The organism is Streptomyces thermoviolaceus (assembly GCF_045209695.1).
Lineage (GTDB): Bacteria > Actinomycetota > Actinomycetes > Streptomycetales > Streptomycetaceae > Streptomyces > Streptomyces thermoviolaceus.
In genome coordinates this window covers 319740-340898 of the sequence record NZ_CP109280.1, presented here as the reverse complement: position 1 = coordinate 340898, position 21159 = coordinate 319740, and the positions used below count along the sequence as shown (strand labels likewise).

Sequence of the window (21159 nt, the reverse complement as noted above, 5' to 3'; positions counted from 1 at the left end):
GTAGTGGCTGGAGGCGTGGTGCGGCGCCGGACCCGTGCGGTCCCGGATCCCGGCCGGCCGCCGTCGTGGCCCGGCGTTCCAGGGGGAACACCGCGCGGCACTCTTGACGATTTCCGGCGTGCACACGTCAGACTCTGTCCGGTCTCGATGCATTCTGATCGTTTCCGATCCCCTGGGGGGAACGAAGGAGCACCGGCATGGCGATCACGCGCAGATCGGTCCTGATCGCGGGTACGGCGACCCCGGCGGCGGGCGTGCTGCTCGGCGGTCCCTCGGCCCTGGCCGCCGAGGCCGCCGACACCACGGGCCGCCTCCCCGGCCGCCGCACGGTCCCGCTGCGCGACGGCTGGCGCTTCGCGCTGGTCGACCCCGGCGGCATCTCCGACCCCGCCGGTGCGTACTCCGACGCCGCCGACCCCGCCCTTGACGACTCCGGATGGCGGCAGGTGGCCGTCCCGCACGACTGGAGCATCGAGCAGACCCCCACCACCGAGCACGGCACCAGTGGCGGCACGGGCTTCCTGCCCGGCGGTCTCGGCTGGTACCGGCTCTCCTTCACCCTGCCGCCCTCCTGCGCCGGCAAGCGGATCTCGGTGGAGTTCGACGGCGTCTACATGGACTGCCGCGTCCACTGCAACGGCACCGAGGCGGGCCGCCACCCCTACGGCTACACCGGCTTCGCCGTCGACCTGACCGACCTGGTGCACACCGACGGCTCCACCGAGAACGTGCTCGCCATCGAGGTCCGCAACCAGCTGCCCAGCAGCCGCTGGTACTCGGGCAGCGGCATCCACCGCGAGGCCCGCCTGATCGTCACCGACCCGGTGCACGTGGCCCGCTGGGGCACGTACGTCACCACCCCGCAGGTCACCGAGGAGCGGGCCGTGGTCCGCGTGCGCACCGAGGTCGCCAACGACTCCGGCACCCCGGCCCGGGTCGAGGTCGCCTCCACCGTGCTCGGCCCGGACGGTCGTACGGTCGCCCGGACCACGTCCACCGTCACGGTCGGCGCCCACGGCCAGGCCGCTGAGGAGCACGAGGTGACCGTCCCCCGCCCCCGCCGGTGGGACACCGACGCCCCGCACCGCTACACCCTCCGCACCGACCTGCGCGCCGACGGCCGCACCACCGACACCGTGGACACCGTCTTCGGCATCCGCACCGTCCGCTTCGACCCGGACGAGGGCTTCTTCCTCAACGGCGTGCCCACCAAGATCAAGGGTGTCAACCTCCACCACGACCAGGGGCCGCTCGGCGCCGCCGTCCACACCGACGCGCTGCGCCGGCAGCTGACCCTGATGAAGTCCATGGGCGTCAACGCCCTGCGCACCGCCCACAACCCGCCCGCCCCGCAGCTCGTCGAGCTGTGCGAGGAACTCGGCATCGTGATGATGGTCGAGGCCTTCGACTGCTGGCGCACCGGCAAGAACCCCTACGACTACGGCCGTTTCTTCGACGAGTGGTGCGAGCGGGACGCCACCGAGATGGTCCGCGCGGCCCGCAACTCGCCCGCCGTCGTGCTGTGGTCCATCGGCAACGAGATACCCGACTCCACCAGCACCGAGGGCCTGGCCATGGCCGACCGGATCATCGCGGCCGTCAGGGCGGCGGACGACACCCGGCCGGTCGTCATCGGCTCCGACAAGTACCGCAGTCTGCCGGCCAAGGGCTCCCCGGCCGACCTGATGCTCGCCAAGCTCGACGGACTGGGATTGAACTACAACACCGCCGCCTCGGTCGACGCCCTGCACGCCGCCTACCCGCACCTGTTCCTCTTCGAGTCCGAGTCGTCCTCGGCGACCTCCACCCGCGGCACCTACCAGGAGCCGGAGCACCTCAACACCGGCGAGAACCACACCCCGGGCCGGCGGGCCACCTCCTCCTACGACAACAACCTCGCCTCCTGGACCATGAGCGGCGAGTACAGCCTGAAGAAGGACCGCGACCGCAGGTGGTTCGCCGGGCAGTTCCTGTGGTCCGGCATCGACTACATCGGCGAACCCACCCCGTACGACGTGTTCCCGGTCAAGGCGTCCTTCTTCGGCGCCGTCGACACGGCCGGCTTCCCCAAGGACACCTACTACCTGTTCCGGAGCCAGTGGACCAGCGAGCCCATGGTCCATCTGGTCCCCATGACCTGGAACCACACCGAGGGCGACGTCGTCGAGGTCCGGGCGTACTCCAACGTCGAGTCCGTGGAGCTTTTCCTCGACGGCCGCTCCCTCGGCACCAGGACGTTCGACGTCAAGCGGACTCTCGACGGCCGCACCTACCTGGAGACCACCGAGGCCACCGGCGACGACAAGACCGTCACCGGCGGCCCCTGGCCCGGCAGCTACACCAGCCCCAACGGCAGCGCCGGCCGGCTCCACCTGACCTGGAAGGTTCCGTACCGGCCGGGCGAACTGAAGGCGGTGGCACGGCGCGACGGGAAGATCGTGGCCACCGACGTGCTGCGCACCGCGGGCGAGCCGCACGCCGTACGGCTCACCGCCGACCGGACCTCGCTGCCCGCGGACGGCCACTCGCTGCTGTTCGTCACCGCCGAGGTGGTCGACGACCGCGGCACGGTCGTCCCGGACGCCGACCACCTGCTCCGCTTCGACGTCACCGGTGGTTCCCTGGCCGGCGTCGACAACGGCCGCCAGGAGAGCGCCGAACGCTACCAGGCGAGCACCCGCACCGCCTTCCACGGCAAGGCGCTCGCCGTCGTCCGCGCCGGCACCCGGGCGGGCACCTTGAAGGTGACCGCGCGGAGCGCCGGGCTGCGCACCGGCACGGTCACCGTGCACACCACCGACGCCCCCACGCTCGTGAGCACCCCCGCCCCGACGTTCCGGCCGGACCACCCCGAGCCGCCCGCCTACCCCCGCGCGGACGCCGGCTACTCCGGCCGCCCCGACACCCTGCCCGCCGCCATGATCGACGGCGACCCGGCCACCGGCTGGTCCAACGCCTTCGTCAAGGCGGCCACCGCCCTGCTGCCGGCCTTCGACGGAGCCCGGGCCGAGGACTGGGTCTCGCTCGACTTCGGCCGGACGCGCACCCTGGACCGGGTGGCCGTCTCCTTCACCGTCGACGCCACGCACACGCGGCCCGCCGCCGTCGAGGTCACGGTGTGGAACGGCCACCGCTGGACACCGGTCACGGGGGCGAGAACGGACTGGGCCACCGCCTCCGACGACCCGACCGTGATCACCTTTCACCCGGTGCGCGGCTCCCGGATCCGCCTCACCCTCACCAGCAGCGCCCCGGGCCGGCCCGAGGGAGCGGTGCGCATCAGCAGACTGGAGGTCTGAGGGCCGCCACTGCGCCGTCCGCCGTCCGGGCGGCCGCATCCTCCCGGACGGCGACCGCCCCGTGCCTGTGCCGTGCTGGGGCATGGCTCGTGCCGCCGCCGTGCCAGGTGGGGACACGGGCTTTGCCCGCCCCGGTCGGTACCGCCGCACGCCCCCGCTGACCTGCGGGCATTTACGGGCGAGTACCGCAGGCGCTACGGTGTGCCGCATGCCGGCGCTCAATGTGGAGTTCAGTGACCGCGAACTGGAGGATCTGCGGCAGATCGCCAAGGAGCGCGGTACGTCGATGAAGGCGCTCGTGCGGGAGGCGGCCGCGGCGGACATAGCCCGGCACCGCGCGCTGCAGGAGGGGGCGGAGGTCTTCCGCCGGTTCTTCCGGGCGCACGCCGACGAATTCGCCGCAGCGTTCCCCGACGACGAGCCGCCCACCCGGGGCGAGGGACGAGCCGCCTGACCGATGACCGCCGTCATCCACATCGACGTGCCCTGGCTGCTCCAGCGCCACGAGGAGGTTCTGCCGGAGCAGCCCGCGATCGACGACTTCTCCGCGCTGGTGGCCGCCGTCGCGCGGCACCGCGTGGACCCGCCGCGCCTGGGCGTGGACTCCGACCCCGCCTGGCGCGCCGCCGCCCTGCTGCACACCCTGGTCGCGCTGCGACCGTTGCCCTTCGCCAACGCCCGGTTCGCCTGCGCCACGGCCGTGGCGTACATGTTCATCAGCGACGCCGGGATCGACCCGCCCTACGGCGCCCTGGTCGACCTGGCCCGCGATCTGATGAACGGCAAGATCGACGTCTACGGCGCCGCCGACCGGCTGCGGTCCTGGCAGATCTGACCCGCGCCGTCCGCCGCCGGTACGCACCGGCGCGCCCTGCCGCGCCGGTGTCCGCGTCCGCTGGACCGCCGGGACCGACCGCCGGGTCGGGCCGCCGCGACCCGCTCGCCGTGCGGTGCGCGCACGGGACGGGCCGCGGCAGGCGTGGTATCGGTCAGGCCGGGTCCTCGACGAGATCGCCGGGGCTCGGCGTGGCCGGGGTGGCGTGACCGGCGAGCGCCATGGTCAGGTCGAACTCCGCCAGCAGACAGCGGATGACGTGCTCGACACCCGCCTGCCCGTCCAGGGCGAGCCCGTAGGCGTACGGCCGGCCCAGCAGCACCGCCCGCGCGCCCAGGGCCAGCGCCTTGAACACGTCGTCGCCGGTGCGCACCCCGCTGTCGAACAGCACGGTCAGCCGGTCACCGACCGCCTCCACCACCCCCGGCAGGGCGTCGGCGGCGCCGACGGCCCCGGCGACCTGGCGGCCGCCGTGGTTGGACACCACCACGCCGTCCACCCCGGCGTCGGCGGCCAGGCGGGCGTCGTCCGGGTGCAGCACGCCCTTCAGCACGATCGGGCCGTCCCACTGCTCGCGCAGGAACGCCAGGTCCGGCCACGTCTTGCCGGGATCGGCGAACATGCCGACGAAGTGCAGCACGGCCGCGTTCAGGTCCTCGTGCACCGGCTTGGCCAGGCCCGCCCGGAAGGCCGGGTCGGTGAAGTAGTTGGCGGTGCCCACTCCGTGCAGGAACGGCAGATACGCCTGGTCCAGATCGCGCGGCCGCCACGCCAGCAGCGGCGTGTCCAGGGTGACCACGAGGACGGAGAACCCGGCCGCCTTCGCCCGCTGCAGAAAACTGCGGGTCACCTCGCGGTCCTTCGCCCAGTACAGCTGGAACCAGCGTTCGGCGTCGCCCATGGCCTCGGCCACCTGCTCCATCGGCGTGCTGGACGCCGAGGACAGCACGTACGGCACCCCCTGCGCCGCCGCGGCCCGTGCGGCGGCGCACTCCGCGTCCGGGTGCAGGATCGACAGCACACCGACCGGCGCGAGCGCCAGCGGCGCGGGCAGCGCACGGCCCAGCACCGTGACCGACAGATCGCGGTCGTGCACGTCCCGGAGCATGCGCGGCACGATGCGACGGCGGTCCAGGGCCGCCCGGTTGGCACGCGCCGTGCTGCCGTCGCCGGCGCTGCCCGCGACGTATCCCACCGGACCGGGGCCGAGCCGCCGCTCGGTCAGTTCCTCCAGCCGGGACAGGTCCGTGGGCAGCCGCGGCACCGCACCCGTCATGCCGTTCAGGTAGATCTCGTACTGGAAGTCCGCCCAGTGCTTGCCCATGCAGGTGTCTCCCGACGCTCGCCGTTGCAGTGCCGCCCCGAACCATACTGGCCAGTAGGGGGAGAGCGGCCCGCCGGGAAGCGGAATGTTTCAGGCCGATTGCCGAGCGGGGAGAACGCATACATCCGGCCGGATCCGGCGCCCCGCAGGTTCAAGATCCGGTGATGACGGCGCCCGCCCGATGTGACATCACGCCACTGGTTCAATACGCAAGGTTACTGAAACCTGTGGGTGCGACGTGAGTTTCCGCGGCGGAGTCGGCAGACTCCCGCTCGCCCCTCCGGCACCACCTCTGCCGGAGCCGGCCGTTTCCGTCACGACCTGCGGAAGGAAGCACACCCGATGCGGACCAGCACGCGCCGGGCGGCAGCTCTCGGCCTGACGGCCACCGCCGTCTGCGGACCTCTCGCCGGGCCCGCACTCGCCGCCCCCGCCTCTCTGTACGCGCCCTCGGCGCTGGTGCTCACCGTCGGCCACGGCGAGCGCGCGGCCACCACCGCTCCCGAGCGCGCCGTCACCCTGGTCTGCGCACCGAAGCCCTTCGGCACCCACCCCGACGCGGCGCGGGCGTGCCGGGAACTGCGCGCCGTCGACGGCGACCTGACGGCTCTGGCCACAGGGCGCGACGTGGTGTGCGCCAAGGACTACCGCCCGGTGGTGGTCACCGCGCAGGGTGTCTGGCAGGGCGAACGCGTCGCCCAGGAGCGCACCTTCGCCAACGCATGCCTGAAGAACGCGGCCGCACACGGCGTCCTCGCGTTCTGACGAGCCGGGATCGTGCGCCGTCCCGGCGTGCCCCGTGCCACCGCGGCACGGGCACGGCAGGGACCCGCGGCTGGGGAGCGCGGGGTCCGGTCCGGGAACGGGTGACGATCCCTCACCAGGGGCGAGCCGGGCGGAGTGGGGCCGCCCGGCGCCCCTGGTCCACCACCTGGAGGTGTCCGTCACACGGGCGCGCCGCGCACACGCGTGCACCTCGGGGACACCTGTGCATGTCGGAACATGCGTGCATCCAGGGACACCTATGCATCCCGGGACACGTGTGCCCTCACGGCGAAGGGTCCCGGACCCGCTCGCGGTGGCTGGTGTCGCACCAGGGGTAGCGCCGGCTGCGCCGGCACGTGCACAGCGCGACCCGGAACCGGTCGGAGCGGACGGTGGTGCCGTCCTCCAGCTCCACCTCGACGGGGCCGTCGACGAGCAGCGGCCCGCGGCGCTGCACCCGCAGCCGGCAGGGCGGGCCGGCACGGGTGTGACACGGCGGGTCAGCAGGGACGTTCGGCACGGACGACCACCAGCTCTTCCTTGTCGTCGGACGCATCCAGCAGGCCCCGCTCGCGCAACCACTCCTGCCGGGCGCGCAGCACCGGACCGAAACCGATCCACCGGCGCCGCACCACGCTCGCCTTCGCACCCGAGGCGCGCAGCAGCTCCAGGGTGCGGTCCGGGCCGCTGAGCACGGAGTGCACCAGGAGCAGCACACCCCCGGGGCGCAGCAGCCCCGGTGCCTGCCGGCAGATCCGGTCCAGCACGTGTCTGCCGTCGCACCCGGCGTCCCAGGCGCGGGAGCGGCCGTGCCCGGAGCCGGTGCCGGGCGCCGGGACGTACGGCGGATTGGCCAGGATCAGCTCGAAGGACAGGTCCCGCACCGGGTCGAACAGGTTCCCGCGCACGGCGTGCACGGGCACCCGCTCCCGCCAGGCGTTCAGCCGGGTGGTCCACACCGCCCGGCGGGAGACGTCGACGGCCGTCACCTGGGCACCGCGCCGCGCGGCGGCCAGCGCCAGGGCTCCGCTGCCGGTGCCCACGTCGAGCACCCGCGCACCGGGCCGCAGCGTCTCGCCCGCCAGCACCTGCGCCAGCAGCGCGGTGTCGTCCTGCGGTGCGTACACACCGGGAAGCAACAGTTGGCTCACCCCCTCGCGAGTACCCCCGATCCGGCGCACTACCCGGGACGGCGACGACGGCACTCAGGACACCGCCGCCGGTGCCGGCGCGGGCGGGCCGTACGGTGTGCGCAACGACGAGCGGCCCGCGCGCCAGGCCTCGAGCAGCCGTTCGCCGAACCGGTCCTCCAGATGCCCCGTCGCGTCGATGCCGAACGTCACGTCCGCCGCCAGGTGCGGCTCCTGCTGCAGCAGCCCGGCGATCACCTCGTGGCGCACCACCTGCTCGTGCACCGCGTCGGCCTCCACGTGCTCGTCGTAGAAGAACTCCGCGGCCGCGCCCGCGCCCGTGCGGCGCATCGCCTCCGCCAGCCGACGCGAGCCGGGGGAGGAGGTGATCTCCACCGCGGCGAAATGGCCCACCAGCGCGCCGCGCAGGGCCCGGTGCAGCCCGAACAGCGACATCATGTTCACCACCGCCAGCGCCTCGGCGCAGGCCGCGTCCAGATAGCGGCCGTAGGTGGTGTCCAGGCCGAGGTCGGCCATCAGGTCGGCGAACAGCCGGGCGTGGACCCGGTCGCCGCGCCCGCCGCCGAACTCGTCGAACTCCACCGCCGCCATCGCCGCCTTCGCCCGGCCCCACAACCGGGGCAGCACCCAGGCGTGCGGGTCGGCCTCCTTCAGGTGGTACAGGGAGCGCTGGGCGGCGTACTCGCGCAGATGCCACAGCTCGCCCTCGTCCCGCAGCCAGTGCGACACACCGGTGCCGTGCACCGGCTCCACCAGCAGCGCGGCGAGCGCGTCGTCCAGGCTGCCGTGCACGGGTGCGTCGGCGCGCAGGGCGGCGAGGAAACGCTGCTCCAGCGCGGCCCGCAGCCGCAGCAGCCCGGGGTCCCACTCCCGGTCGGCGGGGACACCGGCGAAGCCGCGGTAGTGCAGCTCGTAGCACAGGTAGAGGGCGAGCTGCAGGTCGTCGCCGTACGGCGGGGCCTGGGCGGCGGCCTCGGCGGGCGGCAGCGCACCGCCGTCGCGCAGATACGCCAGGACGGCGGCGGACAGCGGCCCCCGGGCCGCGGGCAGTTCGGGTCCTCGGCACTCGTCGGTCATGGCCTGCGGGTACCCGCACACCGCCGCCCCGATCCTCCGGCGTGCCGCCACCGGGCCGCCCGGGGCGTGCTCAGGCCATCTGGCGGCGGACCAGCTCGTGCAGCCTGCCGCCGGTGTCCGCCAGCAGCTCGGCCGGGGTGCCCTGCTCGGTGATCCGCCCCTCCTCCATCACGATCACCCGGTCGGCGTCCAGCACCGTCGACAGACGGTGCGCGATGACGATGCGGGTGGCGTTCAGCTTGCGGGTGCTGTCGATGACCGTGCGCTGGGTGTCGTTGTCCAGGGCGCTGGTCGCCTCGTCCAGGAACAGGATGCGTGGCCGGCGCACCAGCGCCTGCGCGATCATCAGCCGCTGACGCTGACCGCCGGAGATCGACGACCCGCCGGAGACGATGGTGTGCAGGCCCATCGGCATGCGCCGGATGTCCTCCGCGAGCCCCGCCATCTCGGCCGCGGCCATCGCCTCCTCCGGCGAGCACGGCTCGGTGCCGCGGATGACGTCCAGGATCGACCCGTTCAGCGGCTGGGCGTGCTGCAGCACCACCCCGCACTGCCGGCGCACCGCCGACTGGTCCAGCGCCGCCAGGTCCTGGCCGTCGTACAGCACGCTCCCCGACAACGGCCGGTCGAACCCGATCAGCAGACGCAGCAGCGTCGACTTGCCGCAGCCGCTGGGCCCGACGATCGCCACGAACTCGCCCGGCTTCACCTGGAACGACACGTCGTCGAGGACCAGCGGTCCGTCGTCGGTGTACCGGAACGACAGCCGCCGCGCCTCGATCGCCCCGGACAGCGGACCCGGCAGGGTGCTGCCCGTGCGCACCTCCGGTCTGGCGTCGAGCACCGGCCGGATCTGCTCGAACAGCGGCAGCGCCGCCACCGCCGAGACGAACGCACCGGTCAGCTGCGTCACCGAGGTCAGCAGCATCGTCACCGACGTGTTGAAGGTCAGGAACGCCGCCGCCGACATCGTGCCGCGGGCCGGCCCGGCCAGCAGCATGAACATCACCAGCGTGCACACCGGCAGGTACACCGCGCCGAGCACCGCGGTCAGGTTCTTGATCCGGCCCACCTTCTGCTGCAGTTCACGGCTGCGGGCGAACTGCTCGGCCCACGCCGCGTACGCGTAGTTCTCGGCGGCCGCCACCCGCAGCTTCGGCAGCCCGCGCAGCGTCTGGAACGCCTGGTTGTTCAGCTTGTTGGTGAGCACCACCAGACGGCGCTGCCAGCGCACCTGCCACAGCCCGAGCGCCAGGAACACCGCCGCGATCACCGTCAGCATGCCGAGCGCCGCCAGCGCCATGGAGGCGCTGTACCAGAACAGCAGCACCAGGTTCACCACGCCCACGGTCACCGACTGCGCGACCGTCGGGGCCAGCCCCGCCAGCAGCCGGCGGATTGCGCTGATGCCCATGGCGGCGCTCGCCAGCTCACCGGTGGACCGCCGGGCGAAGAACGCCGTCGGCAGCCGCAGCAACCTGTCCCATACGGCCGGTTGCAGCGCCGCCTCGATCCGTCCCTCGACCCGCAGCACCGTCAGGTTCTGCAACAGCATGAACGCCGCCGCCACCACGCCGCCGGCCATCACCGCCACACACACCTGGGTGATCGGCCCGGTCTGCGCCCGCTGCACGTACTGGCCGAGCACCTTGCCCGTCGCGACCGGCACCAGCGCCCCGACCACCACCGTCACCAGCCCGGCGATCAGCAGGTTCACCAGGTCGCTGGTGCTGCCGCGCAGCGAGAAACGCAACAGCCCCAGGCGGGACAGGGGCCGGTCGGGCAGCGGGCGGTAGAACATCACCGCCCGGTCCTCGAACTCCCCGGCGTTCCCCTTGCCCACCGGGGTCTCCCGCCCGGTCGCCGGATGGACGGCGATGTAGCCGCCGCGCCGCCACAGCAGCGCCACCGGCGCCCCCGACAGCGCCCTCCGACCCACCAGCGGGCCGGCGTTCTCCCGCCACCAGCGGCCCCGCAGCCGCACGGCCCGGGTGCGCACCCGGGAGGCCAGGGCGATGCGCTCCACCGGGTCCAGCCGGTCGCTCACCGTGCCCGTCTGCGGCGGGTCCGCCAGGGTGATCCCGGCGGCCCGGGCCACCCGGACGCAGGCCGCGTACGTGGCGTCGGCGTCCGCGGCCGTGATCCGCCGGCCGGAGGACCGCCCGATGGAGGCCAGCAGCGTCCGGTCGGCCTCGGCGCGGACCGCCTCACCGGCCTTGACACCGGCCGCCGCCCGGGTCTCGTGGGCCCGCTCCAGCTCCTCGATCCACCGGTCCAGCGCGGTCAGCAGCCGGTACTGCTGGTCGACCATGCCCTGCCAGACACCCGGGTCCATCAGCAGGTCCCCGGCCGTGTCGGCGCCGTACAGCGCCCCGTACTGCACACTGCCGGGCGGCACCTGCATCCAGAACACGTCGTCGTCGCCGGGCGGGGTGGTGCGGTCCTGCGCGGTGGGCGCCTGGAACAGCACGGACATGCTGCGGCCCACGCCCAGCGCCAGCGCGTGCTCCAGCGGACTGCTCGCGGGCGGCACGTACTGCGGGTTGCCCCACTCGTCGTACGACCAGGTCTGCGTGGTCGCCGGCTGGTACAGCTCCCGCAGCCCGATCCGGTGCACCACGCTGTCGCGCAGCGGACGCGCCACCAGGGTGTGCCGGGGGCCGGAGACCGGGCCGAGCAGCAACGAGCCCGCCTGCAGGCGGCCCAGGTGGTGCCAGTGCCCCTGCTCGGCCGCGTCCACCGCGAACAGGTCCACCGCGCCCGCCGCGACCAGCCACAGCACCTGCGGGCCCTCCAGGTCCAGCCGGTTCAGGCCGGCGCAGTCCACCGGGGTGCCCACCGACGCGAGCGCACCGAGAACCAGGTCGCCGTCTTCCACGGTCGTCATCTCACCGCTCCCTGACCAGCGCCGCGTAGGCGCCGCCGAGCGCCAGCAGCTCCTCGTGCCGTCCGCGTTCGACGACCGTGCCGTGCTGCAGCACCACGATCTCGTCGCTGTCGCGTACCGTGGACAGCCGGTGTGCGATCACCACACAGGCGCAGCCCCGCCGCCGCAGGTTGTCCATGACGACCTGCTCCGTCTCCGCGTCCAGCGCGCTGGTCACCTCGTCCAGGACGAGCACGCTCGGCCGGCGCACCAGCGCCCGCGCGATCTCCAGCCGCTGCCGCTGCCCGCCGGAGAAGTTCCGGCCGTCCTGCTCGACCCGGCTGTGGATGCCGCCGGGACGGCGCATCACCACGTCGTACAGGGCGGCGTCGCGCAGCGCCTCCACCACGGCGTCGTCCGGGATCGACGGATCCCACAGCGCCACGTTGTCGCGGACCGTGCCCTCGAAGAGGAACACCTCCTGGTCCACGAAGGACACCGAGGCGGCCAGCGTGCCCCGCGGGATGTCCTCCAGCCGCTGACCGTCGATGCGGATCACACCGTCCCACGGGGTGTACAGCCCGGAGATCAGCCGCGACACCGTCGACTTGCCGCTGCCCGAGCCGCCCACCAGCGCCACCTGCTGCCCCGGACCCACCCGCAGGTCGAACCCGCTCAGCAGCGGTTTGTCCAGGGGGCTGTAGCCGAAGCTGATGTTCCGCAGCTCCACATGGCCGTGCAGCCGCCGGGTGGACTCGCCGGTGGCGGGCCGGGTGTACAGCGGGTCGGCACCGAAGTTCTCCACGTCCTTCAGCCGGGCCACGTCCGCCGCGAAGTCCTGGATGCGGCCCGCGACACCGTTGAGCCGGGTCAGCGGCGCGGTGAACCGGGCCACCAGCGCCTGGAAGGCCACCAGCAGGCCCACCGAGATGTGTCCTTCCACCGCCCGCATCCCGCCGATCCACAGGATCAGCGCGTTGTTGACCGTGGCCAGCGTCGGCGCGACCACGCCCAGCCAGGCGCCGGGCACCCCGAGCCGCTGCTGCTCCTCCAGGGTGATGGCGTGCTGCCCGGCCCAGGTGCGGAAGTAGCCGTCCTCGCCGCCGGTGGCCTTCAGCGTCTCGATCGACTGCAGCCCGGTGTAGGCGGTGTTGGTCAGCCGCGCGGTGTCCGCCCGCAGCTTCGCCGTCCGGTTCGCCCGCAGCCGCACCACGACTCGCATCGCCACCACGTTCAGCAGCGCGACACCGATGCCGACGAACGTCAGCTGAGGGTCGTAGGCGTACAGCAGCACCGCGTACAGCACCACGACCACCGCGTCCACCCCGGCCGCCGCCACGTCGCGGGCCAGCGTCTCCGCCACCTGGTCGTTGGACTGCAGTCGCTGCACCAGGTCGGCCGGGCTGCGCTGGGCGAAGAACGTCACCGGCAGCCGCAGCAGATGCCGCAGGAAACGGGCGCTGCCCAAGGTGGAGGACACGATCCGGCCGTGCAGCAGATTCGCCTGCTGAAGCCAGGTCAGCACGACCGTCAGCACCACACACGCGGCCATGGACGCGAACAGCACACCCAGCAGCGAGGTCTGCCCGCCGATGAGATATGTGTCGATCCAGGTGCGGCTCAGCGCCGGCACCGCCGCGCCCACCGCCACCAGCAGCAGGCTCGCCAGCACCGCGGCCGGCAACGCCCCGGCGGTGCCGCGCAGCCGGGCCGGCAGGGCACCGAGGACGCCCGGCCTGCGCCCGCCCCGGGTGAAGTTCTCGCCCGGTTCCATCACCAGCACCACACCGGTGAACGAGGTGTCGAACTCCTCCATGGGCACGAAACGGCGGCCCTTGCCCGGGTCGTTGACGTACACCCCGCGCCGGCCCAGCCGGCGGCCCATGCCGTCGTAGACGACGTAGTGGTTGAACTCCCAGAACAGGATGGCCGGCGCCCGCACCTCGGCGAGGGCGGCGGTGTCCATCTGCATGCCCTTGGCGGTCAGCCCGTAACTGCGGGCCGCCTTCAGCAGGTTGCTCGCGCGCGAGCCGTCCCGGGAGACGCCGCAGGCGATGCGCAGCTCCTCCAGCGGGACGTGCCGGCCGTAGTGGCCGAGGACCATCGCGAGCGAGGCGGCGCCGCATTCCACGGCCTCCATCTGCAGCACCGTGGGGGTGCGCACGGTGCGGCGGCGGCCCGGGAGGCCCTTGGCCGGGCGCACCGGGCGCCGGGACCGGGCGGCGCGGCGGCCGCGGGTGTCCTCAGTGGTGGTCATGCGGGTGTGTTCTGCTCCGTGCTCAGGGCAGCAGCCAGTCGACGGGATGCTGGTCGGCCAGGCGGATCGAGGCCGTGGCCAGGGTCATGGACTGAAGCCGGAACGGCGGGCCGCCGTCGGTGGACCAGCGGTAGCCGCTCTCGGTGTCGCGCGCGGTGTCCAGCCGGACGAGGACGGCCACCGGGCGGCCCCGTCGGGTGAACTGCTCACCCAGCTGGCTGTCCCCGAGGAAGGCGGCGATCTGCTGGGCCGACTGGGCGGACCGGTCGACCGACTTCACATGGCCGCGCAGCACGCCGTACCGGTCGGCCGGCACCGAGGAGACGGTCAGGTCCACGGCGCTGCCCTCGGTGATGCCGGCGGCCTGCTGCGCGGGGACGTACACGGTCGCGTACAGCGGGTCGGAGGTGTGGGCGACCTTCTCCACCGCGGCCACGTTCGCACCGACGGAGACGATCTGCCCGATGGTGGCGGCGAGCGCGGTGATCCGGCCCGCGGCCACGGTCCTGACGACCGACTCGCCCTGTGCGGTGCGCACCGTGATGACGGGTGCGTCCGCGGGCAGCCGCCGGCCCGTTTCGGCGTGGACGGCGGTGACCTGACCGGCCACCGGGCTCTGCAGCACATAGCTGCCCTGCCTGTGGGTGAGGACGGCCTGCGCGGTGACGGTGGAGGTGACCGAGCCGGCCACGGCCCACACACAGGCGGCGGCCACGGCGACCAGCGTCACACACAGCACCAGCCAGCCCTGCGGCCGGGCGAGCCGCACCGGAAGGTCCAGCTCCTCGGGTGCGTTCAGCTTGGCGAGGGCCTGCTGACGGAACTGCACGGAACTTGTCTCACCTGCGGAAGAAGGGGTGCGCGGCCGCGGGTGCGGCCACGGCATGTCGGGGGTGTGTCACGGCACCGGTGAGTCCCGGAACCGGCGAGCGGCTCCGGGACTCACGCGTACGTGGTGCCGTCAGAGACCGGCGACCAGGTTGGTGACCGGGGCGGTGTTCAGGCCGGTCACGCCCTCGACGGTGTCGACGACGCCGTCGACCAGGCCGGTGACCGGGGCGACGCCGTCCACCAGCTGGGTGACGGTGCCCAGGGCGTCCACGGTCAGGCCGCCGGCCACGTTGTCGAGCTCGGCGTCGGAGATCTCAGCGGTCTCGACCTGGGGGGTGGAGTTCATGGCAGAACTTCCCTTCCTATTGGACTGACAACAAGAGGGAACGGCCCTCGCCCGAAAGGCGGGTACGGCCGTGACCCACGGGCCCGGACACCCGTTGGACCGGATGGCCGGCGGGCCCCGCGGTGCGATGGATGTAAGCACGCAACGGCCCGTCACTTCCACCCAACGACGCCTCCTGCCAGGGAACTTGCAGACACTGCAGCGTTGTGCGTGCACACCTGGGCACGACTCGTCGGCCACTTCTTCACATGCGTCACCGCATGTGCGCGCCCGCACTCTTGCCGGGGCGTGTGCCGGTCGAAGTGACGCGCCGGTAACATGCGTGAGCCGCTTCGGATGTGCAGATCCCCCGACGGAGGTGGGTCGGTTGGGTGGCCGCTGTGCAGATTCACTGGAGCCGGATTTCCGCTTCGTGAAACCCGGGGAAGAGGAGCGATCGGTATCTGGACGATCACCGTCCGTGTCCGTTCGGTGGTGTTCCGGGGCGGGGCTCTCGGTGCCCGGCTCGTGCGGGGCGTGCCGGCCCGTGCGGCGCGGCACGGCATCCGTGCCGGGTGTGCGCGATCTGCACACGACGGGCACAGGAACGGTGTCTCGTGCCCACCCAGGGGCGCGGGGTGCTGGCCACGGCGGTCGCTGTCGGTTGGGCCGGGCCCGTCGCCGCGGCCGGAGGTGGCGGGCCCGCCTGCACACGGCCCCCGTCGCACTGCCCCACACGGGTGTGTGCCGGGCGGCGGTCACGGCAGGTCGCGGAGGCCGTGCGTGCCGCGGTGCTTAGGGTCCTTGGCTGTGTCACACACCTTCGAAGAGCTGGTGGCGTTGCAACGAGCGGCGGACGAGGCGCACACCCGGGTCGAGCAGCTCCGGCGTACCTACGGTCCGCCCGCGCAGGAGCGGTGGACCGGGCTGCAGAGCGAGACGTACGAGACGGCCTGGCGGGCCTGGCGCGACCTCGCCCGCGATCTCCAGGCGGCGCTCGGCGAGTACGCGAGCGCCGAGCGACGGCCCCGCACCGAGGTCGAGGAGGAGGTGGCACGGGCCGCCCGGTCCGCCGGTCCCGGCGAGGGTGCGGACGGTGGTGCGGGCACGGAGGGCGGTGCTGCCGCGGACCGGGCAGGAGACTGAACGGCACCGCCGGTGCGAGGAACCGGACCGGCCCGGCCCGCCGGCCGTCCCGTCCCGCGGGCCGGAGACCGGAGGAGACCGGGTGGCATCCGTGGCCGCCCGGCGGGTACCCGGCGCGCATGGACACCACCGGATATCAGACAGTCGCCGCCGGATCGGGCGCCGGGATCGCTCTGGTCGTGATCGGCGGCCTCGTCGTCGTCGGTCTGCTGATCTGGGCCTTCCGCTTCGGCATCACCGTGATGCAGCGCGAATCGGTCACCCCGCGGCACAGCGGGCAGCCGAAGACGCCCCCCTCCGGTCCGGTCCGTGAGACCCGGCAGCAGCGCGAACCGAACGAGGTGCCCGACGCCGAGGAGACCGGCCGGCGTCTGACGCCGCACGAACTCTCCTCCGGCACCCGGCGCAGCGACGACCAGAGCCGCCCGCGCTGGGACTCCGGCTCCAGCGGCTCCTTCGGCAGCGGCGGCTCCGGCGGCGGGTGACCGCCCGTCGCACGTCTCGATGTCCAAGGACCGGGGCGAACGACACCCGGACGACGTGCACGGAGGGCGTGCACGCCAAGGCGTGCACGGACGGGACGGGCCCGGAAGGCGGTGACCGGGCGGCCGTCCTCGGAGTCGGATCGGACGGGCACCGTCGAGGACGACGGAACGACCGGGGCCCGGCGCAGAGCGCGCCGGGCCCCGGCTCGTCGTGTGTCCGCCGGTCAGCCGTGGGTCTTGGCCAGCAGCTGCAGGATCTCCTGGGTGGTGCCGGTCTCGCCCAGGCGCGGGAAGATCCACGTCAGGCTGTTGGCGTGCGCGTCCCCGTCCAGGTCGGTCATGGCGTCGGTGGCCAGCGTGACGTGGTAGCCGTGCTCGTACGCCGCCCGGGCGGTGGACTCCACACCGATGCTGGTGGCGATGCCGGTCAGCACGATCTGCGTCACCCCGCGCCGGCGCAGCTGCACATCGAGGTCGGTGCCGTGGAAGGCACCCCAGTTGTGCTTGGTGACGACGATGTCCTCCGGGTGCCCGGCCAGCTCGGGCACGATGACGTCCCAGCCCTCGGGGCGGCTGCCGCCGGAGGTGGCCGCCTCGGTGCGGCCCGGTGGCACGTCCGAGAAGTCGGGGGAGAAGGACACCCGGACCAGCACCACGGGCAGGTCGCGGGCGCGGAAGGCGTCGGCCAGCTCCACCGTGCGGGCGACCACGTCCGACCCCGGGTAGGGGGCGGTGGGGGCGCCGACGATGCCCGCCTGCAGGTCGATCACGACGAGAGCGGTACGCGGGTCGAGGGTGGTCAGTGCCATGGACGTTCGGGCCTTTCGAAGATGTGCGGGTGCGGACGCGGAAGGTGCCTCGGGTGTCAGGGCCGCGTGAGCCGTTCGAGCAGGGCGAACGCCTCCAGCAGGGTGCGCCGCTCCGCCTCGGTGTACCGGTCCTGCAGGGTGCGGGCCAGCCACTCCTCACGGACCTGCCGGTCGCCCTCCAGACGCCGGCGGCCGCTGTCGGTGAGCGTCACCAGCTGACGCCGTCCGTCGCTCGGGTCGGGGCTCCGCCGGACGAGTCCCTGCTGTTCCAGGGCCGCGAGCGTGGCGGCCATCGACTGCGGGCGGACCCCCTCCGCCGAGGCCAGGGCGCTGGCCGTGGCCGCTCCGTGCTTGCCGACCAGGGTGAGCGCCGACACCTGCGGCGGGGTGAGGTCGTCATCGCGGGCGACCTCACGGATCCGGCGGCGCAGCCGGCTGACGGTCACCCGCAGGTCGCGGGCGGCCTGCGCGGCGGAGACGGAGATGTCTCCGGACACCTCCTCGGGCTTCCGGTCCATGCCCGCCACCCTAGGGATGTGAAGAGAGACTGTCCAGGTGCGACTGAACAGTTTGCCTGTTCTTTTCCCGGTGGCCGATGCACGTGTCCAGGTGGTTACGCTGGGCCCGCACGAAGGAGGAGTGTGCGTCGGGATGGACAACGGTCACACGTCCGGGCCGCCCGGGCCGTCGGGGCAGCAGGACAGGCTCGGGGCCGGGTGGGAGACCTACCGCCCGGCGGTCTTCGGTGCGGCCTACCGGCTGCTGGGCAGCGTGGCGGACGCCGAGGACGTCACCCAGGACGTGTGGCTGCGCGCGGCCGGCGCGGATCTGCGACAGATCGATGATCTGCGGGCCTGGCTCACGGTGGCGGCGCGGCGGTGCTACGACATCCTCCGCAGCGCCCGTGTCCGCCGGGAGGCCTACGTCGGGCCGTGGCTGCCGGAGCCGCTGCTGACGGGCCCGGACGCCGCCGAGCCGGTGCTCGTGGACGAGTCCGTCACCTCGGCCATGCTGCTGATCATGGAGGAGCTGAGCCCGCCGGAGCGGGTGGCCTTCGTGCTGCACGACGTCTTCGGCCTGCAGTTCGCGCGGATCGCGCAGGTGCTGGGCGTGTCGGCGCCGGCGGCCCGGCAGCTCGCCTCCCGGGCGCGGCGGCGGGTGGCCCGGGCGAAGCAGTCCGCACCGCAGGCACCCAAGGCCGAGCGCGAACGGGTGCTGGCCGCCTTCCGCGCCGCCTACGAGGCCGGCGACCTGGCCGGCCTGGTCCGGCTGCTGCATCCGGACGTCGTCTATGTCACCGACGGCGGCGGCCGGATCCCCGCGGCCCGCAAGCTCATCCACGGCGGCGAGCGGGTCGCCGAGGTCATGGTGCGCGTGGGACGCCAGTGGCGCCCGGACCGGATCGACCTCGCCGAGGTCGGCGGCGAACTCGCCCTCGTCTTCCACCGGGAGGGCCGGGTCTACTCCGTCGACACGGTGCAGATCACCGAGGGTCTGATCACCGCGTACCGCAGGGTCGTCAACCCGGAGAAACTTCAGCACCTCTGAGCTGTCACACCTGCCGGGGCTGCCTCGTCTCCCTGGTGAGAACCCGAAGGAGGGCGGCGGGGGAACGCGTGCCGGCAGGTGGGACCGGTCATGCCCGGACGGCATACCTCACTTGCTGTGTGCTCCCGGTCACGCAACGCTGTATCTGCGGCGGTGCGCGGGATGAGCGTACGTCGCCGCCGCCTGCTCAGTGAGGAGCTGTCATGCAAGCCATCACGGTGCACGACCGTGACGCCGGCACGGCCGGACTGTCCCTGACCGACCTGCCCTACCCCCACGCGGCCGAGAACGACGTCGTCGTGCGGGTGCACGCCGCGGGCTTCACCCCGGGCGAGCTGGACTGGCCCGGTACCTGGACCGACCGGGCCGGCCGTGACCGGACGCCGAGCGTGCCCGGCCACGAAGTGTCGGGTGTCGTCGTCGGGCTGGGCTACGGGACCACCGGCCTGAGCATCGGACAGCGGGTGTTCGGCCTGACCGACTGGGCCCGCAACGGCACACTCGCCGAATACGTCGCGGTGGAGGCCCGCAACCTCGCGCCGCTCCCGGCGGACATCGACCACACCGTGGCCGCCGCACTGCCGATCTCCGGGCTGACCGCCTGGCAGGGGCTGTTCGACCACGGTCGTCTCACCGCCGGCCAGACCGTCCTGATCCACGGTGCCGCCGGCGGCGTCGGCTCGCTCGCGGTCCAGCTCGCCCGTGAGGCCGGCGCCCGCGTCATCGGCACCGGCCGGGCCAAGGACCGGGAGCGGGCGCTCGCCCTCGGTGTGCACACCTTCCTCGACCTGGAGACCGAGAAGCTCCAGGACACCGGCGAGGTCGACCTCGTGTTCGACGTGATCGGCGGGGAGATCCTCGACCGTTCCGCGGCCCTGGTACGGGCCGGCGGCACCCTCGTCACCATCGCCGAGCCGCCCAGGGTCCGGCCCGAGGACGGCCGGGCCGTCTTCTTCGTCGTGGAACCCGACCGCGCCCGGCTCGCCGACCTCGCCCAGCGGGTCAGGGACGGTCGGCTCACACCCGTCGTCGGTGCCGTCCGGCCGCTCGCCGAGGCGCCCGTCGCCTTCACCGAGCGCACCCCCGGCAAGACGATCATCCGCATCGCGGAAGACCGAACCGGAGACCGATCGTGATCGGAGTGCGGATCGCCGGCGGCCTGCTGGCCGTCGCCGCTCTGAGCGCGGCCACGACCGGCTGCTCCGCCCCTGAGCAGCCGGCCCACGCCCAGACGCTCACCGCGGCCGAGGCGACGCAGCAGCCCAGCGAAACCCTCGAGCCCCTGCTCCAGCAGGCCCTGCCGAACGTGGAGGGCAAGACGTTCACCTCGGCGGTCGTCGACTTCCCGCCCGGGGCGCGTGCGAAGCCGCACCGCCACGGCACGGCGTTCGTCTACGCCTACGTCCTGCACGGCACCGTGCGCAGCGGGCTCGAGGGCGAGTCCGTGCGCACGTACCACCAGGGGCAGAACTGGGTCGAGAAACCGGGCGCCCACCACGTCCTGACGGAGAACACCAGCCGGACCGAGCCGGCCAGGCTCCTGGTCGTCTTCGTCTCCGACACCGGTGCCCCGCTCAAGACCGACGACCCGCAGCCCTGACGACGCCTCGCAGCCGGCGGCCGCGGTCCGGCACGATCCCCGTGCGCGGTCCGGCGGACGCCGGCCGGGTGCGGCGACGGGTGTGCCGGGCGCGCGGGCGGTCGGCGGGACGTCCCGGGCCCGCACCCCTAGCGTGAAGCCATGGGTATCTCGCTGCTGCTGATGTCCGACACCCATCTGCCCAAGCGTGCCCAGCAGCTGCCCGCGCAGCTGCTGGCCGAACTGCCGCGGGCCGATGTCGTCGTCCACGCCGGCGACTGGGTGGACGTGGCCACGCTCGATCTGCTCGAGCAGCGCAGCCGCAGACTGATCGGCGTCCACGGCAACAACGACGGTCCCGAGCTGCGCGCCCGGCTGCCCGAGGTCGCCCGCGCGGAACTCGGCGGGCTGCACTTCGGGGTCGTCCACGAGACCGGGCCCGCCCGGGGCCGCGAGGCGCGCTGCGGGACCCGCTTCCCGGACCTGGACGTCCTGGTGTTCGGGCACAGCCACATCCCGTGGGACAGCGTCGCTCCCGGCGGGCTGCGACTGCTCAACCCCGGCTCGCCCACCGACCGCCGCCGCCAGCCGTACTGCACCTACATGACCGCAACCGTCGCCGACGGCCGTCTCACCGAGGTCGAACTGCACCGGCTGCCGCCACGATCCGCGCGCTGACGGCCCCCGTCACCCCTCTGCGGGCCGAGGCCCGCCGCGAGAACCGGTGCGGCACACATACGGGGGGGGCGGCCCGCTCTCTCAGGGCCGCCCCGGGGTCACTCTTCCCTTTCTCGTGTGCGACTTCTCGGCGAGAACCGGGCCGCTCCGTCAGCGGAATCGGCCCGGTGACTGCGACTGTGCG

20 protein-coding genes are annotated in these 21159 nt (G+C 73.3%); 10 read left to right on the top strand and 10 right to left on the bottom strand.

The features are described 5' to 3' along the window. Positions 1-197 precede the first annotated feature (197 nt). The 3 genes from OG899_RS01530 to OG899_RS01520 all read left to right on the top strand — a co-directional run bounded on the left by OG899_RS01530 (position 198) and on the right by OG899_RS01520 (position 4134). The gene (locus OG899_RS01530) at positions 198-3299 is read left to right on the top strand and encodes a glycoside hydrolase family 2 TIM barrel-domain containing protein (protein ID WP_125498339.1); all 3102 of its coding nucleotides are present in this window, start codon (positions 198-200) and stop codon (positions 3297-3299) included. A gap of 208 nt (positions 3300-3507) precedes the next feature. Then, on the top strand, positions 3508-3753 hold the full coding sequence (locus OG899_RS01525) for a hypothetical protein (RefSeq protein WP_125498338.1): 246 nt from the start codon (positions 3508-3510) through the stop codon (positions 3751-3753). 3 nt (positions 3754-3756) lie between these two features. Further along, on the top strand, positions 3757-4134 hold the full coding sequence (locus OG899_RS01520) for a toxin Doc (protein WP_125498337.1): 378 nt from the start codon (positions 3757-3759) through the stop codon (positions 4132-4134). Between the two features lie 154 nt (positions 4135-4288). On the opposite strand, the gene OG899_RS01515 is transcribed toward OG899_RS01520, so the two are convergent. Next, positions 4289-5458, bottom strand: coding sequence for a lactate 2-monooxygenase (locus OG899_RS01515; protein WP_125498336.1), 1170 nt, complete (start codon positions 5456-5458; stop codon positions 4289-4291). A 342-nt stretch (positions 5459-5800) separates the two neighbouring features. Between OG899_RS01515 and OG899_RS01510 the strand changes: the two genes are divergently transcribed. After that, complete coding sequence (locus OG899_RS01510) at positions 5801-6223, top strand: subtilase-type protease inhibitor (protein WP_168130978.1); 423 nt, start codon at positions 5801-5803, stop codon at positions 6221-6223. Positions 6224-6506: 283 nt separating this feature from the next. Here the strand turns inward: OG899_RS01510 and OG899_RS01505 are convergent, their stop codons facing one another. The 7 genes from OG899_RS01505 to OG899_RS01475 all read right to left on the bottom strand — a co-directional run bounded on the left by OG899_RS01505 (position 6507) and on the right by OG899_RS01475 (position 14751). Then, positions 6507-6743, bottom strand: coding sequence for a CDGSH iron-sulfur domain-containing protein (locus tag OG899_RS01505; RefSeq protein ID WP_125498334.1), 237 nt, complete (start codon positions 6741-6743; stop codon positions 6507-6509). Next, entirely contained in the window at positions 6724-7374 is a 651-nt protein-coding gene (locus tag OG899_RS01500; RefSeq protein ID WP_229813764.1) for a HemK2/MTQ2 family protein methyltransferase, read from the bottom strand. The genes OG899_RS01505 and OG899_RS01500 overlap by 20 nt, the downstream gene beginning before the upstream one ends. Before the next feature lie 54 nt (positions 7375-7428). Beyond that, positions 7429-8451: an iron-containing redox enzyme family protein gene (locus OG899_RS01495; protein WP_125498333.1), complete on the bottom strand. Its 1023-nt coding sequence runs from the start codon at positions 8449-8451 to the stop codon at positions 7429-7431. Between the two features lie 70 nt (positions 8452-8521). Beyond that, a complete protein-coding gene (locus OG899_RS01490; protein ID WP_168130979.1) occupies positions 8522-11338 on the bottom strand; it encodes an NHLP bacteriocin export ABC transporter permease/ATPase subunit in 2817 nt (938 codons plus the stop codon). 1 nt (position 11339) lies between these two features. Next, positions 11340-13574 carry an NHLP family bacteriocin export ABC transporter peptidase/permease/ATPase subunit gene (locus tag OG899_RS01485; protein ID WP_125498331.1) on the bottom strand — a complete coding sequence of 745 codons (2235 nt, stop codon included), beginning with the start codon at positions 13572-13574 and terminating at the stop codon, positions 11340-11342. A 22-nt stretch (positions 13575-13596) separates the two neighbouring features. Beyond that, positions 13597-14403: an HlyD family efflux transporter periplasmic adaptor subunit gene (locus tag OG899_RS01480; protein WP_406310868.1), complete on the bottom strand. Its 807-nt coding sequence runs from the start codon at positions 14401-14403 to the stop codon at positions 13597-13599. Positions 14404-14535: 132 nt separating this feature from the next. Continuing rightward, complete coding sequence (locus tag OG899_RS01475) at positions 14536-14751, bottom strand: type A2 lantipeptide (protein WP_125498329.1); 216 nt, start codon at positions 14749-14751, stop codon at positions 14536-14538. Between the two features lie 789 nt (positions 14752-15540). Here OG899_RS01475 and OG899_RS01470 point away from each other — a divergent pair. Then, entirely contained in the window at positions 15541-15876 is a 336-nt protein-coding gene (locus OG899_RS01470) for a hypothetical protein (protein ID WP_125498328.1), read from the top strand. A 119-nt stretch (positions 15877-15995) separates the two neighbouring features. Next, entirely contained in the window at positions 15996-16361 is a 366-nt protein-coding gene (locus tag OG899_RS01465; RefSeq protein ID WP_125498327.1) for a DUF6479 family protein, read from the top strand. A 224-nt stretch (positions 16362-16585) separates the two neighbouring features. On the opposite strand, the gene OG899_RS01460 is transcribed toward OG899_RS01465, so the two are convergent. Beyond that, complete coding sequence (locus tag OG899_RS01460; RefSeq protein ID WP_189427669.1) at positions 16586-17170, bottom strand: hydrolase; 585 nt, start codon at positions 17168-17170, stop codon at positions 16586-16588. A 56-nt stretch (positions 17171-17226) separates the two neighbouring features. Further along, positions 17227-17688, bottom strand: a complete 462-nt coding sequence (locus OG899_RS01455; protein WP_125498325.1) for a MarR family winged helix-turn-helix transcriptional regulator — start codon at positions 17686-17688, stop codon at positions 17227-17229. 133 nt (positions 17689-17821) lie between these two features. On the opposite strand from OG899_RS01455, the gene sigJ reads away from it, so the two are divergent. The 4 genes from sigJ to OG899_RS01435 all read left to right on the top strand — a co-directional run bounded on the left by sigJ (position 17822) and on the right by OG899_RS01435 (position 20975). Next, complete coding sequence (sigJ, locus tag OG899_RS01450) at positions 17822-18718, top strand: RNA polymerase sigma factor SigJ (protein WP_406310867.1); 897 nt, start codon at positions 17822-17824, stop codon at positions 18716-18718. 203 nt (positions 18719-18921) lie between these two features. Continuing rightward, the gene (locus OG899_RS01445; protein ID WP_185867861.1) at positions 18922-19854 is read left to right on the top strand and encodes an NADP-dependent oxidoreductase; all 933 of its coding nucleotides are present in this window, start codon (positions 18922-18924) and stop codon (positions 19852-19854) included. Further along, positions 19851-20318 carry a cupin domain-containing protein gene (locus OG899_RS01440; protein ID WP_229813762.1) on the top strand — a complete coding sequence of 156 codons (468 nt, stop codon included), beginning with the start codon at positions 19851-19853 and terminating at the stop codon, positions 20316-20318. The genes OG899_RS01445 and OG899_RS01440 overlap by 4 nt, the downstream gene beginning before the upstream one ends. Positions 20319-20465: 147 nt before the next feature. Beyond that, entirely contained in the window at positions 20466-20975 is a 510-nt protein-coding gene (locus tag OG899_RS01435) for a metallophosphoesterase (protein WP_125498343.1), read from the top strand. Positions 20976-21159 lie beyond the last annotated feature (184 nt).

Bases quoted from the DNA above. Each gene is read 5' to 3' on its own strand.
- OG899_RS01530 (WP_125498339.1), top strand. From the start codon at position 198: ATGGCGATCACGCGCAGATCGGTCCTGATCGCGGGTACGGCGACCCCG.
- OG899_RS01525 (WP_125498338.1), top strand. From the start codon at position 3,508: ATGCCGGCGCTCAATGTGGAGTTCAGTGACCGCGAACTGGAGGATCTG.
- OG899_RS01520 (WP_125498337.1), top strand. From the start codon at position 3,757: ATGACCGCCGTCATCCACATCGACGTGCCCTGGCTGCTCCAGCGCCAC.
- OG899_RS01515 (WP_125498336.1), bottom strand. From the start codon at position 5,458: ATGGGCAAGCACTGGGCGGACTTCCAGTACGAGATCTACCTGAACGGC.
- OG899_RS01510 (WP_168130978.1), top strand. From the start codon at position 5,801: ATGCGGACCAGCACGCGCCGGGCGGCAGCTCTCGGCCTGACGGCCACC.
- OG899_RS01495 (WP_125498333.1), bottom strand. From the start codon at position 8,451: ATGACCGACGAGTGCCGAGGACCCGAACTGCCCGCGGCCCGGGGGCCG.
- OG899_RS01490 (WP_168130979.1), bottom strand. From the start codon at position 11,338: ATGACGACCGTGGAAGACGGCGACCTGGTTCTCGGTGCGCTCGCGTCG.
- OG899_RS01485 (WP_125498331.1), bottom strand. From the start codon at position 13,574: ATGACCACCACTGAGGACACCCGCGGCCGCCGCGCCGCCCGGTCCCGG.
- OG899_RS01475 (WP_125498329.1), bottom strand. From the start codon at position 14,751: ATGAACTCCACCCCCCAGGTCGAGACCGCTGAGATCTCCGACGCCGAG.
- OG899_RS01465 (WP_125498327.1), top strand. From the start codon at position 15,996: ATGGACACCACCGGATATCAGACAGTCGCCGCCGGATCGGGCGCCGGG.
- OG899_RS01460 (WP_189427669.1), bottom strand. From the start codon at position 17,170: ATGGCACTGACCACCCTCGACCCGCGTACCGCTCTCGTCGTGATCGAC.
- OG899_RS01455 (WP_125498325.1), bottom strand. From the start codon at position 17,688: ATGGACCGGAAGCCCGAGGAGGTGTCCGGAGACATCTCCGTCTCCGCC.
- sigJ (WP_406310867.1), top strand. From the start codon at position 17,822: ATGGACAACGGTCACACGTCCGGGCCGCCCGGGCCGTCGGGGCAGCAG.
- OG899_RS01445 (WP_185867861.1), top strand. From the start codon at position 18,922: ATGCAAGCCATCACGGTGCACGACCGTGACGCCGGCACGGCCGGACTG.